Source organism: Olivibacter sp. SA151 (assembly GCF_054130995.1).
In genome coordinates this window covers 4,726,615-4,743,099 of the sequence record NZ_CP096391.1, presented here as the reverse complement: position 1 = coordinate 4,743,099, position 16,485 = coordinate 4,726,615, and the positions used below count along the sequence as shown (strand labels likewise).

General features: G+C 43.5%; 8 protein-coding genes. All 8 read left to right on the top strand.

All coding sequences use genetic code 11. The features are described from left to right. Positions 1-2: 2 nt before the first annotated feature. Complete coding sequence (locus M1D52_RS19470) at positions 3-1,904, top strand: right-handed parallel beta-helix repeat-containing protein (RefSeq protein WP_437393231.1); 1,902 nt, start codon at positions 3-5, stop codon at positions 1,902-1,904. A 491-nt stretch (positions 1,905-2,395) separates the two neighbouring features. Beyond that, complete coding sequence (locus M1D52_RS19465; protein WP_437393232.1) at positions 2,396-5,560, top strand: SusC/RagA family TonB-linked outer membrane protein; 3,165 nt, start codon at positions 2,396-2,398, stop codon at positions 5,558-5,560. A 30-nt stretch (positions 5,561-5,590) separates the two neighbouring features. Beyond that, a complete protein-coding gene (locus M1D52_RS19460) occupies positions 5,591-7,018 on the top strand; it encodes a RagB/SusD family nutrient uptake outer membrane protein (protein WP_437393234.1) in 1,428 nt (475 codons plus the stop codon). 7 nt (positions 7,019-7,025) lie between these two features. Further along, a complete protein-coding gene (locus M1D52_RS19455) occupies positions 7,026-9,803 on the top strand; it encodes an alpha-d-galacturonidase (RefSeq protein WP_437393235.1) in 2,778 nt (925 codons plus the stop codon). Next, complete coding sequence (locus tag M1D52_RS19450) at positions 9,745-10,488, top strand: L-rhamnose mutarotase (protein WP_457941580.1); 744 nt, start codon at positions 9,745-9,747, stop codon at positions 10,486-10,488. The genes M1D52_RS19455 and M1D52_RS19450 overlap by 59 nt, the downstream gene beginning before the upstream one ends. Positions 10,489-10,670: 182 nt before the next feature. Next, positions 10,671-11,747 (top strand): Gfo/Idh/MocA family protein, encoded by a 1,077-nt coding sequence (locus M1D52_RS19445; protein WP_377612425.1) that lies wholly within the window; start codon positions 10,671-10,673, stop codon positions 11,745-11,747. Between the two features lie 11 nt (positions 11,748-11,758). Continuing rightward, the gene (locus tag M1D52_RS19440) at positions 11,759-13,336 is read left to right on the top strand and encodes an SLC5 family protein (RefSeq protein ID WP_437364189.1); all 1,578 of its coding nucleotides are present in this window, start codon (positions 11,759-11,761) and stop codon (positions 13,334-13,336) included. Positions 13,337-14,060: 724 nt separating this feature from the next. Continuing rightward, positions 14,061-16,256: an alpha-L-rhamnosidase-related protein gene (locus M1D52_RS19435; protein ID WP_437393238.1), complete on the top strand. Its 2,196-nt coding sequence runs from the start codon at positions 14,061-14,063 to the stop codon at positions 16,254-16,256. Positions 16,257-16,485: the final 229 nt, after the last annotated feature.

Below are 16,485 nucleotides of genomic sequence, written 5' to 3'. Positions count from 1 at the left end.
CAATGAAAATCAAATACTTCATTCCAATTTACTTATTGTTTACGCTGCTTTTTCAGGGAGTAAGCGGGGCAGAGATTTGGGTGTCTCCCAAGGGAAAGGACACCTACAGAGGCAGTATTGACTCACCCTTGGCTTCTATAAGTGCCGCATTAAGGAAGGCAAGGGAATGGAGGCGCTTACAGGCCAAGGAGGTATCCGGAGGGATTGACATTATTTTACAGGATGGAACCTATACATTACATGAAGCTATTTTTATCCGCCCGGAAGATGCAGGAACGGCGGATAGTCCAACACATATTAAAGCCTCCGCTAATGCACATCCGATTATCAGCGGAGGCATCAGCTTGCCGCATGGCTGGAAAAAAGTAAATAGAAGAATTGAAGGGTTACCCGCAGCAGCCCAGGGAAAAGTTTGGGAAATCGAAGCACCACTAATGGGTGATCAGGTACTTGACTTTAGGCAACTTTGGGTTAATAACCGGAAAGCGAAGCGTGCAAAGAGCACGGAAGGCGATCGCATGGAAAGGATATTATCCTGGGATCATCAAGCCCAAACCTGTTGGATTCCCAAGCCTAAATCGACACGGTTCAGCTGGCAGCCGGGAATGGAGTTTTTCATTCATCAATGGTGGGCCATTGCTGTATTACGCGTAAAAGAAGCATTTGTACAGGGGGATAGCGTGCGTCTATCATTTTTGCAACCGGAGAGTAAAATACAATCCGAGCACCCTTGGCCCGCACCATGGATATCGGAGGAGACCGGAAACTCTGCCTTTTACCTAAGCAATTCTATCCAATTTTTGGATGAGCCGGGAGAATGGTATCTTGATAAACTCCGTCGAAAGCTTTACTATTGGCCTCAAAAAGATGAACATTTAGCTACCGCGAATGTTATTGTTCCGTATTTAGAAACCCTGCTCCGCATAGAGGGCGCGCTGGATGCTCCTGTAAAGCATATCCATTTTTCCGGCATCAGTTGGCAGCATAGTACATGGCTTCGGCCCTCACAGCAAGGACATGTAGCTTTGCAAGCCGGTATGTACTTATTGGACGCTTATAAACTAAAGATTCCCGGAACGCCCGACAAAAAGGGACTCGAAAATCAAGCTTGGATTGGTCGGCCACCGGCTGCGGTAAGTGTATCGCATGCACAGCACACGTCTTTTAAAGGGTGCCGATTTGAACATTTAGCCTCTACGGGTTTGGATTATCATAAAGCCGTTCAGTTCAATACGATCCAAGGAAATGTGTTTCATGATATAGGCGGATCCGGTATATTGCTAGGTGTGTTTTCGGATGAGGCGTTTGAAACACACCTGCCTTATAACCCATCGGACAGGCGGGTTGTGGCCTCCCATAATAGCGTAGAGAATAACCTCATTAAAAATGTCACAACGGAAGATTGGGGGTGTGTGGCTATAGGAGCAGGCTATGTCAACAATACCGATATCCGGCATAACGAAATCAGTGAGATCGCCTATACAGGTATTAGTTTAGGTTGGGGCTGGACGCCAACGGTGAATGTAATGGCTAATAATCGTGTTATTGCCAATAAAATTCACCATTACGCCAAGTACATGAATGATGTAGCCGGTATTTATACACTCTCTGCGCAACCAGGCTCCGTCATCGAAAATAATTATATCGACAGCATCTATACCGCTCCATATGCCCATTTGCCGGAACATTGGTTTTACCTCTACACCGACGAAGGATCAGCTTATTTCACGGTTCGGAACAATTGGTGCCCGAAAGAGAAATTTTTGCAGAACGCGAATGGTCCCAACAATGTTTGGGAAAATAACGGCCCTATGGTATCAGAAGAGATAAAAAGAAAAGCAGGATTGGAGGACGCGTATGGTTGGTTAAGGAATGATGCCTGCCTGCCGGTAGGCAGGAATTAGGAGTTATGAGCGATGAATTTTGGAAATAGACCTTATCCTCTAAAGCTTATAGCTTATCGCTTAAGGCCTACAGCTTGATTGGAAGCTAATTCCTGAAAGTTGGCAGTGAACGGCGAAATTTAGTTGTTGGTTGCTAGTTGTGAGCGGTGAAGGCGAACCAAAAATTGATACATTTGGTTAAAAGCACAGACTGTATGTCTTCGAAAATGTCGCCTCCAAAATTTTACATCTTGCAGGTGAACGCACTACCGTTCTTGTAAAAGTTTGAAGCGACGAGCTTTATTCACTTTTGTTTGATTTTGATGGAGTTCATGAGCTCACTACGCTCGGTTTTGTTACTTTTTTGCGGGAAAAAAGTAAGAAGAGCTTTGATAATATCCTACACAAGCAAGCAAATATCTTACAAAACTTCAGCAGGTTTAAAACGTAAGTTTGACGCTTAAACCAATTTGAGCGTTGAATTTTTTTATTGTGGATATAAACCTAATTCAATGAAGTTAATCATGTTAATGACAAGCCTTTGGCTGTTGTCGGGGATAGCCTACAGCCAAGAACGTTCCTTGCAAGGAATGGTAATGAATGCCAAAACGAAAGAACCGCTTCCGGGAGTGGGAATTAAGACGAAAGATGGCACGAAAAGTAGTGTGACGGACGCCGAGGGCCGTTTTCGTATCGTAATCTCCCCAAATACCAAGAGCCTTATTATTTCATCCATTGGCTATGAGACGAAAGAAGTACCTGTTCAGCAACAGGATTTGCTACGAATTGAGCTTGTGGAACAAGAGCAAAGCCTTGATGAAGTCGTGGTGGTAGGTTACGGTACGCAAACTAAACGTGCGGTAACAGGGGCGGTAGCATCAATTAGTCACGAAAAAATTCAGGATCGCTCTTTCAGTAATGTAGCACAGTCGCTGGCAGGGCAGTTAGCAGGTGTAAACATTTCCCAATCTCAAGGAGCGCCGGGGCAGTCGCCAAATATTCGGATCCGTGGAACGAGTTCTATTACTGCCGGTACCAATCCGCTCTACGTCGTAGACGGCATGCCTATAGAGAACTTTAATTTAAATAATATCAACCCACAAGATATCGAATCTGTGGAAGTACTAAAAGACGCTTCGTCAGCAGCTATTTATGGTTCGAGAGGAGCCAATGGCGTCGTATTGGTAACGACCAAATTGGGTAAAGCGGGTACAACTCATGTCGGTTTCAACTACGAGTATGGTATCCAAAAAGTGAGTCGGCGCATTGATCTGATGGATGCACAACAATACATTCAATATTATGTCGACGCGCATAACAATGGGTGGATCAACTCGGGAGAAGGTAGAAGTGCTAGCGATCCAAATAGTGTTCGAACCAAGCCTTTTCAAATCCCGGAAGACTTTACCGATCCAGTGAAACGAGCTGCTTTGGGTACAGGAACCGATTGGCAGGACGTTATGTTTCGTACAGCCCCTTCGCATCAGGCGCAGTTATCTGTTTCAGGAGGTACGGAAAAAACACAATTTCTGTTTTCCGGCAATTACCTCGATCAAGAAGCGGTATTAGATCAGAATTATCTAAAGCGTTTAACCCTGCGCTCCAATATTCGGCAACAAGTATCGGATCGATTTGCCGTCGGATTAAATTTAGGTGTGACGGGCGTTTACGATCGTACCGAAGGAACGGAAGGAAAGAGCGATGTCATCAGTCTAGGTTTGCAAAGTGCACCTATATTTCCGGTGTATAACGAAAACGGTAACCTTGGATTTAAGGACCCGAATTCGACCTGGTACCGTTTTGCGCAATATACGGATTTGCAGCTATGGCATCCCTATTCACTCACAAGAGAACTTCACAAGCAGAATAAATCGTTCAATACACTTGGTAATGCCTTTGCTGAATACACAATTCTTGATGGGCTTAAATTTAAGACAAGCATCAATGCAAATCTGCTGAATACACGTTACGAAATGTTCTGGAATAAAGATCAGAAGTATGGGTATTCGTCGGCCCTTCCTGCACAGGGAAACGCTAACTCTCGATTTATGCTTAACTGGTTGTCGGAAAACACCTTAAATTATGATAAGCAGTTCAATGATCACGGTTTGGCTGTCTTACTAGGATACACGGTGCAAAAGCAGCGAGATGAATACCAAGCGCTTTCTGCCGGTAACTTTCCCAACAATCTGGTACCGACATTAAATGCGGGAACCGTGAATGGTGGAACTTCCCTGGCCTACGAATGGGCCATGATATCGTATCTAGGTCGCGTGAATTACAATTATAAAAATCGCTATTTTCTATCGGCAGTATTACGCCGGGACGGAAGTTCACGTTTTGGAGCAAATAACCGCTTTGGTTATTTTCCGTCTGTCTCCGCGGGCTGGGTGATATCCGATGAACAATTTTTCGAATCAGTAAAAGCAATTAATAACCTGAAATTACGTGCAAGTTATGGGGCAACGGGTAACAATCAGATTCCTAACTACGGTCCGATTGGCCTATTGGGAGCGTCCAATTATGTTTATGGAAGTGAGCTGGCAACAGGTTTAATGTTGACCAATATTCCTAATCTGGATTTGCGGTGGGAAAGAACCAATATGCTAAACCTGGGTGTAGATGTCGCCTTCCTTCAAGACCGCTTCCGGTTGAGTGCCGAATTCTACCATTCTGTTACGAATGATCTTTTACTCAATGTACCCGTACCGGATATCACCGGTTTTGCGACACAGTTAACCAATGTGGGTAAATTAAGGAACCGGGGATTTGAGCTGAATATTAATAGTCGGAATATAGACCGTGATTTTAAGTGGAGTACCGATTTTAATTTGTCGTTGAACAGAAATAAGGTTCTGCAATTGGGTCCCGGTAATGCGCCTCTACTTTATACCGATTACGTTGTTCAGGTAAAAACGGAAGTCGGCCAGCCTATATCAAACTTCTTTGGCTATATATATGACGGTGTTTACAAAAATCAGGCAGAAATAGACGCGAGTCCGGCCAGAGCTGACGGCTTTACAAAACCCGGAGATCCAAAAATTAGGGATGTAGATGGCGATGGCCGTATTACAGAAGCCGATCGAACCATTATAGGCAATAACCAACCCGATTTTATTGTAGGTTTGAACAATAGCTTTTCGTTTAAAGGGATTGAGCTATCCTTTCTTTTCCAAGGTTCATTTGGCGGTGAGATTACCAATCAGCTGGTTCGATTTAATGGTATATGGAATGCCGGACGTAATGCCTTTGCTAAGGTAGCCAATTATTGGAAATCGGAAAGCGATCCGGGAGATGGCTGGCATTTTAAGCCAACGGTTGATCCCAAAGGTTATCAAGAACGCTTCTCCAGCTATTGGGTAGAAGATGGCACCTTTGTTCGACTGAAGAACATCCGAATTTCCTATGCCTTGCCACAACGTTGGGTGTCAAAAACACCGGCAAAAGGAATACGCATTTTTGCCAATGCAGAAAACGTTTATCTGTGGAGTAAATACACCAATTATGATCCGGAGAATACCACTTACCAATCGACATCCTATAGCAATATATTTTCGAATGCGGTGCCGTCTGCAACATCAACTGTAAGTGTTCCATCCGGTGCATTTTTAGGAGTGGATTATGGCTCTTATCCGTTGCCGCGCGTTATTACGTTTGGCGCGAAAATCGATTTTTAGAAACAAGATTTAAGGATAAAAATGATTATTATGACACGCTTATTTAAAGTATATATATCACTGTCCATCATCTTCGTCCTGAATGGATGTGGAAAATCTTTTCTGGATCTGGCACCTATTTCCAATGCCAACCAGTCGAACTTCTATCAAACCATTGAGGATTTTGAATTAGCGGTTAACGCCGCATACGCCACTTTATATACCTTTTACGGTCCGACAAGCGCCGTGTCCTACTTTGCTGAACAACTATCAGACAACGCAACGCTCTATAATGTAGCAGGTATTCAGTCTGACCGTTGGGCCTTCAAGGATTATAATCTGAAACCGTCTAATACAGAAGTTTATCGCTTTTGGCAAGAATGTTACAAAGCTTTGTATAATGTCAATATTGTATTGGATAAAATTGGATCCGCAGAACTCAACGAAACCTATAAAACGGAAGTAATCGCACAGATGCGTTTTCTCCGTGGCCTATATTATTTCAATATGGTGCAAATGTGGGGAGATATTCCGTTGGTGAGCCGGCCGATTTCCGTTGAAGAAAGCTATGCCACCCTGCGCTCACCGGAGTCGGAGGTATATGCCTTTGTGGTAGAAGATTTAGCATATGCTGCGGCCAATTTACCCGAACCCACGGCCGTCACCCTAGCAGGTAAAGCTTCGAAATATGCTGCGTTGACCTTATTGGGGAAGGTTTATTTAGCTTTAAACCAAAAGGACAAAGCGGCGGAGAGTCTCTTGCAGGTTTATGGGAAGTTTAGCTTAATGCCACGGTATGAAGCTTTGTGGGGTGCAAATGTTAAAAATACAGCCGAATCCATTTTTGAAATCCAGTATCAGGGCGGAAGTCCTAATTTGCCTTTTAGTAGATACTGGCGTGAGTACGCGCCGACAGAGAATTTTGTGCTTACCTTGTATGGTGGCGGAATGAATCAGGTAACGGACGACTTGTATGGTGAGTTTGAGGAAGGCGATCCGCGAAGAGAACAAACCGTATCCCTGGGATATACCAATAAAGAAGGAACTTTTATTCCCATTAAATTTCAGAATAAATGGGTTGATAAAGAAGCGCCAGCTCCCTCCGGCGAAGAGCTGAGCAATAATAATTTCATGGTACTGCGCTACGCAGATGTATTATTGATGTTGTCCGAAGCGACAAACGATCCCCGTTATTTGAACGAAGTGCGGGCGCGGGTCAATTTACCGCTGTATGGTAGCGATGCTTATCCGAGTAGTCAATATAATAGCTTAGCCTTAGCTATTGAGCATGAGCGGAGAGTAGAGCTCGCCTTGGAGTTTCACCGATTCTTTGATCTGAAGCGGACCGACCGGGCGGTAGCGGTTGTAAGTAAGACGAAGCCGATCAAGAACGAAAACCAAACGGTATTACCTATTCCGCAAATAGTTATTCAGCAAAATCCGGCGATTACGCAAAACCCGGCTTATCAAGGATTATAAAAAAATTATGAGAAATATTGGATTCGCGTTATTGTTTTACTTTTCCTTTTTTTCGCTTTCATCAGCAGCTACGTCTGAACATAAAAAGGAACTTGTTTTAGTGGTACCGAAGAATATGGCACCGCGCTTCAAGTATGGTGTAGATAGCTTGGCGAGAACTTTACTCTCGGCGGGATATAAGGTGGATACAGACTCCAGTGGTATGGGGAAAACATCGAAAAGACGATCACTTTTAATCGGAAAAGTTTCGGATTTTTCAGGAAGATGGAAACCTGCTGAGGGACTTGATGAGAAGGAAGGTTTTCATATTAAACTCAGTGCAAATGTAGGCGCTATCCAAGCGCTGGATGATAGTGGTATCTTATACGGGACGTTAAAATTAACGGAAATTATCATGGAAAATGGTGGCCTATTACCGACGGATTTACAGTATGAAGATCACCCGGAAATGGTATTGAGAGGGACGGCCATCGGTATTCAAAAAACACACTATCTGCCGGGAAGAACGGTGTACGAATATCCCTATACACCAGCGGAGTTTCCATGGTTATATGATAAAAAGCAGTGGATACGGTATCTGGATATGCTATTGGAAAATCGGTATAATTCGCTTTATCTGTGGAACGGACATCCTTTTGCATCTTTAGTGCGCTTACCCGAATATCCTTACGCAGTAGAAGTGGATGAAGAGACATTCATGAAAAACGAAGCCATCTTTAAGTTCATTACGGAGGAGGCAGATAAAAGAGGGATTTGGATTATTCAAATGTTCTACAATATTATTATATCCAAACCATTTGCTGAAAAACACCAACTCAAAACCCAGGATCGAAATCGCCCCATCATACCGATGATTGCGGATTATACCCGGAAGTCGATTGCCGCTTTTGTGGAGAAGTATCCAAATGTGGGTTTACTGGTTACCCTTGGAGAAGCGATGGAAGGTGTAGGGCAAGATGACGTGGATTGGTTTACCAAAACCATTATTCCCGGTGTACAGGACGGCCTGAAACGCTTGGGATTAACGCAAGAACCACCGATTGTTTTAAGGGCGCATGATACGGATGCTCCTCGGGTGATGAAGGCAGCGCTTCCTCTTTATAAAAACCTCTACACGATGGCTAAGTATAACGGTGAGGCTTTAACAACGTATACGCCGAGAGGGAAATGGGCCGATTTGCATCGTACATTGAGCAAGGCAGCACCCGTGCATATACAAAATGTACATATCCTGGCCAATTTAGAGCCCTTCCGTTATGGTTCGCCGGATTTTATTCAGAAAAGCGTGCAAGCCATGCATCAGGTGTATCAAGCGAACGGATTGCATTTATATCCACAAGCGTCTTACTGGGATTGGCCTTATGCCGCCGATAAGATCGACAATATGGGGAATAAGCGACTATTACAGGTTGATCGGGATTGGCTCTGGTATAAAGCGTGGGCACGCTACGCTTGGAAAGCCAATCGGGATAAAGTTAAGGAGAATGATTATTGGTCGGGTTTGTTTGCGCGGCAATTTGGTGTCAATAAAGAAGCAGGGCTTGCAATAGTAAAAAGTTATGAAGAGATGGGAGAAATTGCCCCTAAGCTTTTGCGTCGTTATGGCATTACTGATGGTAACCGCCAAACATTAAGTCTTGGCATGTTTATGACGCAGCTGATCAACCCTTATCGCTACGGACTTTTTACTTTACTCTATGAGTCGGAAGCACCCGAGGGAGAGATGATCATCGATTATGCCAAGAAAGAATGGAACAAAGAACCGCATATAGGCGAAACCCCAATACAAGTGGCGGATGAGGTAAAAGAACATGGTAGAAAAGCAGTTGAGGGGATTGAAGCAGTGCAGGGTAAGGTGCAACACCATAAAGAGGAGTTTGAACGGATTCGCAATGATATGTACTGCTATCAAGCCTTGGCCAACTTTTATGCCGAAAAGGCAAGGGCTGCAATTGCGGTATTGCGCTACAAATATTCAAATGATATAATTGATTTACAGCAAGCCTTACCCTATCTGGAACGGAGCGTTGAACATTATCGACAGTTGACGGAACTAACCCGTCACAGTTATTGGTATGCAAACAGTATGCAGACTACGCAACGTAAAATTCCCATTCGCGGCGTAGACGGAAAATATAAAACTTGGGAAGAGTTATTGCCGCTTTATGAAGAAGAGTTAGTCCACTTCAGGCAACAGATCGATTCATTGAAAGGGGCGCCTAGAAGAGCAGATGTCGCAGTCAATCAGCTTCAATCAGTAGAGGTGAAATTGGAAGATAAAGAGCTGGAATATTATTCGTTGACCAAGGGCGCGAATCCATACGCTGACACGCCTGCTAGCCTGTCGGATTTAGCACCCGATTTAATTGGTTTGAAAGGCGTTCGTCTCCGTCAACGAAAATTAATCGACACGCTGACAAGCATTCGTTTTAGTACAACAAAGCCTGTTAAATTATTGGTAGGATACTTTAGACAGAAAGACCTTGCCTTCGGAGCGGAGCGCAGTGAAAATTCATATGCACCGGCGCCTGATTTGGAACACGATGCATCTGCCAACGACTATGGTCAGTCGGAAGTCTTTATTGCCAATGCGATAGCCTTAGGCGATCAACCCGCTGTAGACATTCACACCTATTCCTTTGCTGCGGGCAAGCACAGCTTAACCCTGCCAAAGGGACAACTCTTGTTGTTGGGATTTATAGATGGAACTATAGAACTAAAAAATTATGACGCTAATATTGGTGTGCCACCTGATGAACGGAACATCGATTGGTTATTTGAGTAATATGAAAAAACTTACTTGTTGTTTCCTTTGGTTGTTGTTCGCCTGTTCTTCTTCTGCACAGCAGCATGGACAGCCCTATCAATTTGTACAGCTTGTATTGAACGATAGTGACACCTTATCTGCTGAGTTGATGGCTGATTTGCTGAATCAGTCTGGAAGTAAGGATGATTTATACCATTGGAGAAATCGCCTTTTATTTTATGGAAAGGAGGAGGAGGCTATGGCCTTTTATGAGCAAAGTAAAATACGGTTTCCAAAAGCAGAAGTGATGTTAGTCCGCGAACCTTTTTATGTGTTTGATAGGACGCGATGTACAGACGGTAAGGAAAATAGCCGAAAGCGAGATCATCTAATTCTATCGGCCAATCTAGTGGCTGATAGTGCGAAGCAACAATCGTATCTCGATTATCACCGTCGGCAATTCGATGAATGGCCGGAAGTATCCGAGGGTTTTTGCAGAGCAGAATTTCAACAAGTGCAGCTATTTAAAACAGGTCGGCAGCTACTATTGGTTATCGATATTCCGGAAGGAGCAAATTTTGAAGAACTCAATAAAAGAACGGTGGAAAACAATCCACGAGTCGATGAATGGAATCGTTTGATGTCCACTTATCAGGAAGGCTTACCTGGTACCAAGGTAGGAGAAGTCTGGGTGCGGTTTGAAGCGACGAACGTTGAACGTTGAATGATGAGTGAATGTTGAATGATCAATGAGCTGAGAGTTGTGCGGTTTGAGAAAAGCCATAAGCGATAAGCTTTAGGCTCTAAGGTTTAAGGAATACGAAGCAGCATCCAATATCGATTTGCCGCTTTCTACCAACGAATAGTTAATAACTAACAACCAATAACAAACAACTAATAACGAAGATGTTAAAACTAGGGATTTTAGGTTTAGGTGAAGGCCGTAGTACGATTTCTGCGGCCTTGAACAGTTCAAAAATTGAACTGGTAAAAATGTGTGATCTGAATGAAGCGCTGTGTAAACAAAGAGCTGAAGAGTTTAACTTTTACGCGTATACTACGCAATACAGCGACTTACTAAAAGACAAATCAATAGACGCTATCGCTGTTTATACACCTGATAAGTTTCATGCGGAACACGTAAAACTTGCGCTCATGCATGGAAAACATGTGGTTTGCACGAAACCCTTTATTGATAATTTGGCTGATGCCAAGCCCTTATTGGAGTTAGCGCAGTCGAGTGGAAAAAAAGTTTTTATCGGACAAAGTTCGCGTTTTTTTGAGCCCATGAAAAGGCAGCGTGCCGATTTTGAAAAAGGTGTAATCGGAGAATTGATTACGATAGAGGCTTATTATCATGCCGATCATCGTTGGTTTTTAGCGAAACCGTGGTCTTTAGAATCTAACTTCAAATGGTTGTATGGCGGCTTAAGCCATCCGGTAGATTTTATACGTTGGTATCTGCCCGATATTGAAGAGGTAATGGGGTACGGCATGTTAAGCAGTAACGGGAAAGCGGGAGGATTAAAAAACGAAGACACGATGCATTTCATTTTCAAAGCAAAAGATGGCCGTATAGCGAGGGTCAGCGGAGCCTACACGGGGCCAATTCAACCCGTAATGCGGGATAGCGAAATGAGCTGTATTCTGAGGGGAACAACAGGCTGCAGTCAGGGTGATTATATGGATTTGCGTTATGCCGTCACCACCGCTGAGGGAGAGGAAAAGATAATCACTTGGGAACATAAGCTAAAACACTATTTCCGATTTGAAGGAAAAAGCCATCACGCCGGTGAATACCAAAACTACCTCGAATACTTCGCCGATAATATAGCGGCCGGGACCACTGCTTATCCTGATATTACTGAAGGTATAGGTACCGTTATCTTATTACAAGCGATGGACCGTTCATTACGCCTTGGAACCCCTGTAAAGCTACAGGAACTATATGATGAATTCGGTTTAGAGAACCCAATTAGATAAAGGATTGAAGGATGGAAAGTATTGCGTCAAAGTTGACCTGGGTTGATTATGCAATTATTGTCGGATATATTGCGTTATTGCTTATCATTGGACTTCGATCTAGTTTACTAGGTAAAGCAAAGCAGCAGGAATCGTTGTTTCTTGCTAACAAATCATTGGGTTGGGCAAGTATCGGCTTTAATATGTGGGCAACCAATGTTGGGCCTTCCATGCTTTTGGCCTTTGCTAGCATTGGATATACGACCGGTATCGTAGCGGTAAATTTCGATTGGTATGCTTTTGTGTTTTTATTGTTGTTAGCCCTTGTTTTTGCGCCTCGTTACCTAGCAGCCGATGTTATGACTTTACCCGAGTTTATGGGGAAACGCTACGGCGATACAACGCGCAGTATATTGGCATGGTATTCATTGGTGAAAATGCTGATCTCCTGGTTATCCCTCGGGCTTTTTGCCGGAGGTTTTCTGATTCGACAGGTACTGGGTGTTCCGATGTGGATTTCGGTGGTGGTGCTTGTCTTTTTTGCAGCCTTCTTTACCTACATTGGCGGATTGAAAACCATTGCCCGCATCAATATCTTTCAAATGCTGTTATTGATTGCGGTTTCCTGCTTGCTAACGGTGTTGGGCTTGCATCAAGTGGGCGGCTTTTCGGCTCTCTATAAAGGCGTACCGAGCGGGTTCTGGAACCTCATAAGACCGGCATCTGATCCAGATTACCCTTGGCATGCCATTCTCCTAGGTTATCCGGTGGCTGCGATTGCTTTCTTTTGCACGGATCAAGCGATGGTACAATCCGTCTTAGGAGCGAAGAACTTGGAACAAGGACAGCTAGGCGTCAATTTCATCGCTTGGTTAAAGATACTGTCGCTCCCTCTTTTTATTCTTACCGGCGTGTTATGTGCTGTGTTGTATCCCAACCTAGCCGATCCAACACAGGCCTACATGACCATGGTGACCAACCTTTTTCCAACCGGGCTGAATGGATTGGTGATTGTGGTGTTGATAGCGGTGTTGGTGGGGACGATCGGTTCTTCCTTAAATTCGCTGAGCACAGTTTTTACCATGGATATCTATGTCGAGCGCCTGCATCCTACAGCTAGTAAAGCGCAAATTGTCCGGGTAGGGCGACTAACCATTCTTGTTGGCTGTCTCTTTGCTATTATGATGGCCTTGGCGATCGACCAGATTAAAGGGCTTAATCTCTTCGACGTCTTCCAATCGGTACTCGGATTTATTGCACCGCCCTTATCCGTTGTCTTCCTTTTAACGGTATTTTGGAAACGGACAAGTCGCCTGGCTGTTAATGTTGTACTTTCTTTGGGATCTGCTTTCAGTTTAGGAGTAGGAGCCGCTTATCTATGGGTATTTACGCCAGATAAATATACTTTCTGGCCGCATTACCTGTTGTTATCGTTTTACATTTTTGTTATCTTGATGGGAACAGCGATCCTGCTTTCATTTGTTGGGAGAAAGGAAGACTTACCGGTGATACCTTATCTGGCCGTAAAAACAACGAAAACCGTGAAATGGGCATGGGGAAGTTTAATAGGGATTATGGTGTTGCTTTATGTCCTTTTCAGTGGGCATTAACATATCACCTGTTTCATGTGTCGAAAGCATTACGAGTAAGCGCCTTTACTGTGGAATAATGCTTATATTAAAAGAGCGTTTATTTTAGTCAATTTTTATTTAACACATGTTCTTTTCCTTAGATGAAAAGAGAACCAAAACCGAAGAACGTAGTGATGAGTTCATGAACACCTTTGAAAACAAGCAAAAGTAAATAAATCAAGGCTTTGTAAGCTACCTTGCAACTGATTGCAAAGCATTAACAGCGCGTATTGGAGCCGTTTCACTTCCTCAATCCGCTTGAATATTGCAAGATGAGCAGATGTTCAAATGCTTTGCTGCTCGTTGCTTCGGTATCCTCCAAGGCCGTTTAAGCACTTCGGAACGGCTTTGCAAGAGGACTTCCGTGTGTAGGGAAGAACGGCCTCACAGCGTGAGCGTTAAAAAGATTTAGGATAGCCAAGGCAAAAAAATCATGTGAAAAGCGAAGCAATGGATTGAAGGGAAGGGCGGCTCCACATGATTTGAGCGATGGACCTAAATCTTTAGCGAAGGATGTGCTGCCTTGATTGTTTGGTTCTTTATGATCAAGCATAAAGAACATGTAATAAGAAATTTGACTAAAGAAGAGGTTCCATTTTAATAAGCGGTACAGATAGCTAATATACTACAAAAGCTGGTTAACATCTTACAGTCGCAGAAGCTCAAAGAGTTTTATCTTTGAAGTTACTAACGCTTATAAATCATGTCCGTATATCGTCCAAAAAACAGGATCCAATTACTTGGCTGGCTTGTTCTAATACTTTCTTTGATTCATGCCACTTCATTTGCACAGAACAAAGCTACGTGGATTTGGTATCCGGGTGATTTTGAAATTTGGTTAAGTAATCAAATGCAGAATCGTCGAACAGAGCGCGCTACTTTCTTTCCTCCTTTTTGGCGAATGGACAATCCCTATGTGCTGGTGGATTTCCATAAGGTTTTCGATCTAAAAGAACCGGAAGATGTAAACATATATACAGAGGGGCAGTATAATGTAAAACTCGATGGAAAAATGCTGGAGGGCTATCCCAAAACCATTCATGTACCTGCCGGGAAACACAAGATCAATCTAAAAGTATATGCGCAGGATCGGGTGCCGGCCATCTATGTTCAGGGGAAGACCATCGTGTCGGATAGTACTTGGTTGGTTACTAACGAAGATAAGGAATGGATTGACGAAACAGGAAAGGCGTCCGATCAATCCGGTACTACCTGGCTGCAAGCAGGTTCATGGAATTTCGAGAGTCCCGTGCAGCGTCCTTCAGAGTTCCGTTTAGCTACTACGCCTAGACAGGCAGTGTCACGGGCAGTCAAAGGAAAAGGCTTTCTCGTAGATTTCGGAAAGGAAACCTTTGGGTTTATAAAACTTCACGGACTGGAAGGTGAGGGCATTGTATCGCTTTACTATGGAGAATCGGAAGAGGAAGCCTTGTCGACCGAAAGCTGCGAGACCTTGGATCGCGTGCAAGTGAACAGCAAACAGTCCATTGACTCCACCTTAAACTTATCAAAAGCTTTCCGCTATGTGTATGTAGAGCCTTCGGCGCAAACAAAAATTGATTCCATTTCCATGCTCTATGAATATCTGCCACTGGAAACAAAAGGAAGTTTTCGTTCATCCGACGAAGAGTTGAATCGCATCTGGGATGTGGGGAAATATACGATGGAGTTAACCACCCGCGAATTTTTTATTGACGGCATCAAACGCGATCGCTGGATCTGGTCGGGTGACGCCTACCAGAGTTACCTCATGAATTATTACCTTTTCTTTGATAGTCCTTCCGTAAAACGCACCACCTTGGCCCTTCGGGGTAAAGAACCGGTTAGTAGTCATATTAATACGATTATGGATTATACGTTTTACTGGTTCTTGGGTATTTATGATTACTACTTGTACACAGGCGATAAAACTTTTATTCAGTTGGTTTATCCCAGAATGCAAAGTCTGATGGGTTTTTGTTTAAGCAGGCGGAATAAGGAAGGTTTTATGGAAGGAATGGCCGGCGACTGGGTGTTTATCGATTGGGCTGAAAACCTCAGCAAAAAAGGGGCGCTTAGCTTTGAACAATTATTATTTTGTCGCAGTCTGGAAACAATGGCCTTATGTGCCGACTTGCTCGGTAATGAGGACGCTTCGAAATATCGAGACGAAGCAAAACGACTGAAAAGCAAAATATTCTCACAATACTGGGATGCCGATAAGAACGCCTTTGTACATAGCAGCATAGATGGTAAGGCGAGCGATCATGTGACGCGTTATACCAATATGTTTGCTATATTTTTCGACTACCTGACCGAAGAGCAAAAGGAAGGTGTAAAAACAAATGTTTTACTAAACCAATCCGTACCAAAGATTACCACCCCTTATATGCGTTTTTATGAATTGGAAGCGCTCTGCGCTATGGGCGAACAAACATACGTTCTACAGGAAATGAAAAACTATTGGGGAGGGATGCTGCGCTTAGGTGCTACGTCCTTTTGGGAAGAATATAATCCCGATAAGCAAGGAGCGGAACATTACGCCATGTACGGTCGCCCTTTCGGAAAAAGTCTTTGTCATGCTTGGGGAGCAAGCCCCATTTATCTGCTCGGAAAGTATTACTTAGGTGTCAAACCCACAGCACCTGGTTATGCAAGCTTTTTGATTGAGCCAAATTTAGGAGGACTGGATTGGATGGAAGGAAAAGTACCCACACCATCCGGGCATATTGAACTTTATTGCAGTAAAAAAGAGATAAAGGTAAAGGCTGACGCAGGAAATGGCATACTAAGGGTAAGAAGTAAGGTAATGCCTTACGGAAAAGGAATAAAAGCCGTTGAGAAAAGTAAAGGCCTTTATGAAATAGAAATTTTAAGTAACACGGATTACATTATTAATTATCAGATGCTTTCTCATTAACTGACCGTTGTGCTTGGCCGCATAATCTCTCCGTTTTGCTTAAAATATCGCCTAGGAAATTTGCGGTTTGCAGATTGACGCACTAACGATGTAGCAAAGTTCCAAGCGATGAGTCTTTGCTCCACTTTCAGCGGAAGAAAGTGGAACGAGATGATGATAATATCCTATAACAGCTAGCCAATTTCTTACAGAAAAGATAAGCTCCCTACTTTTATTTTTGATACTCACT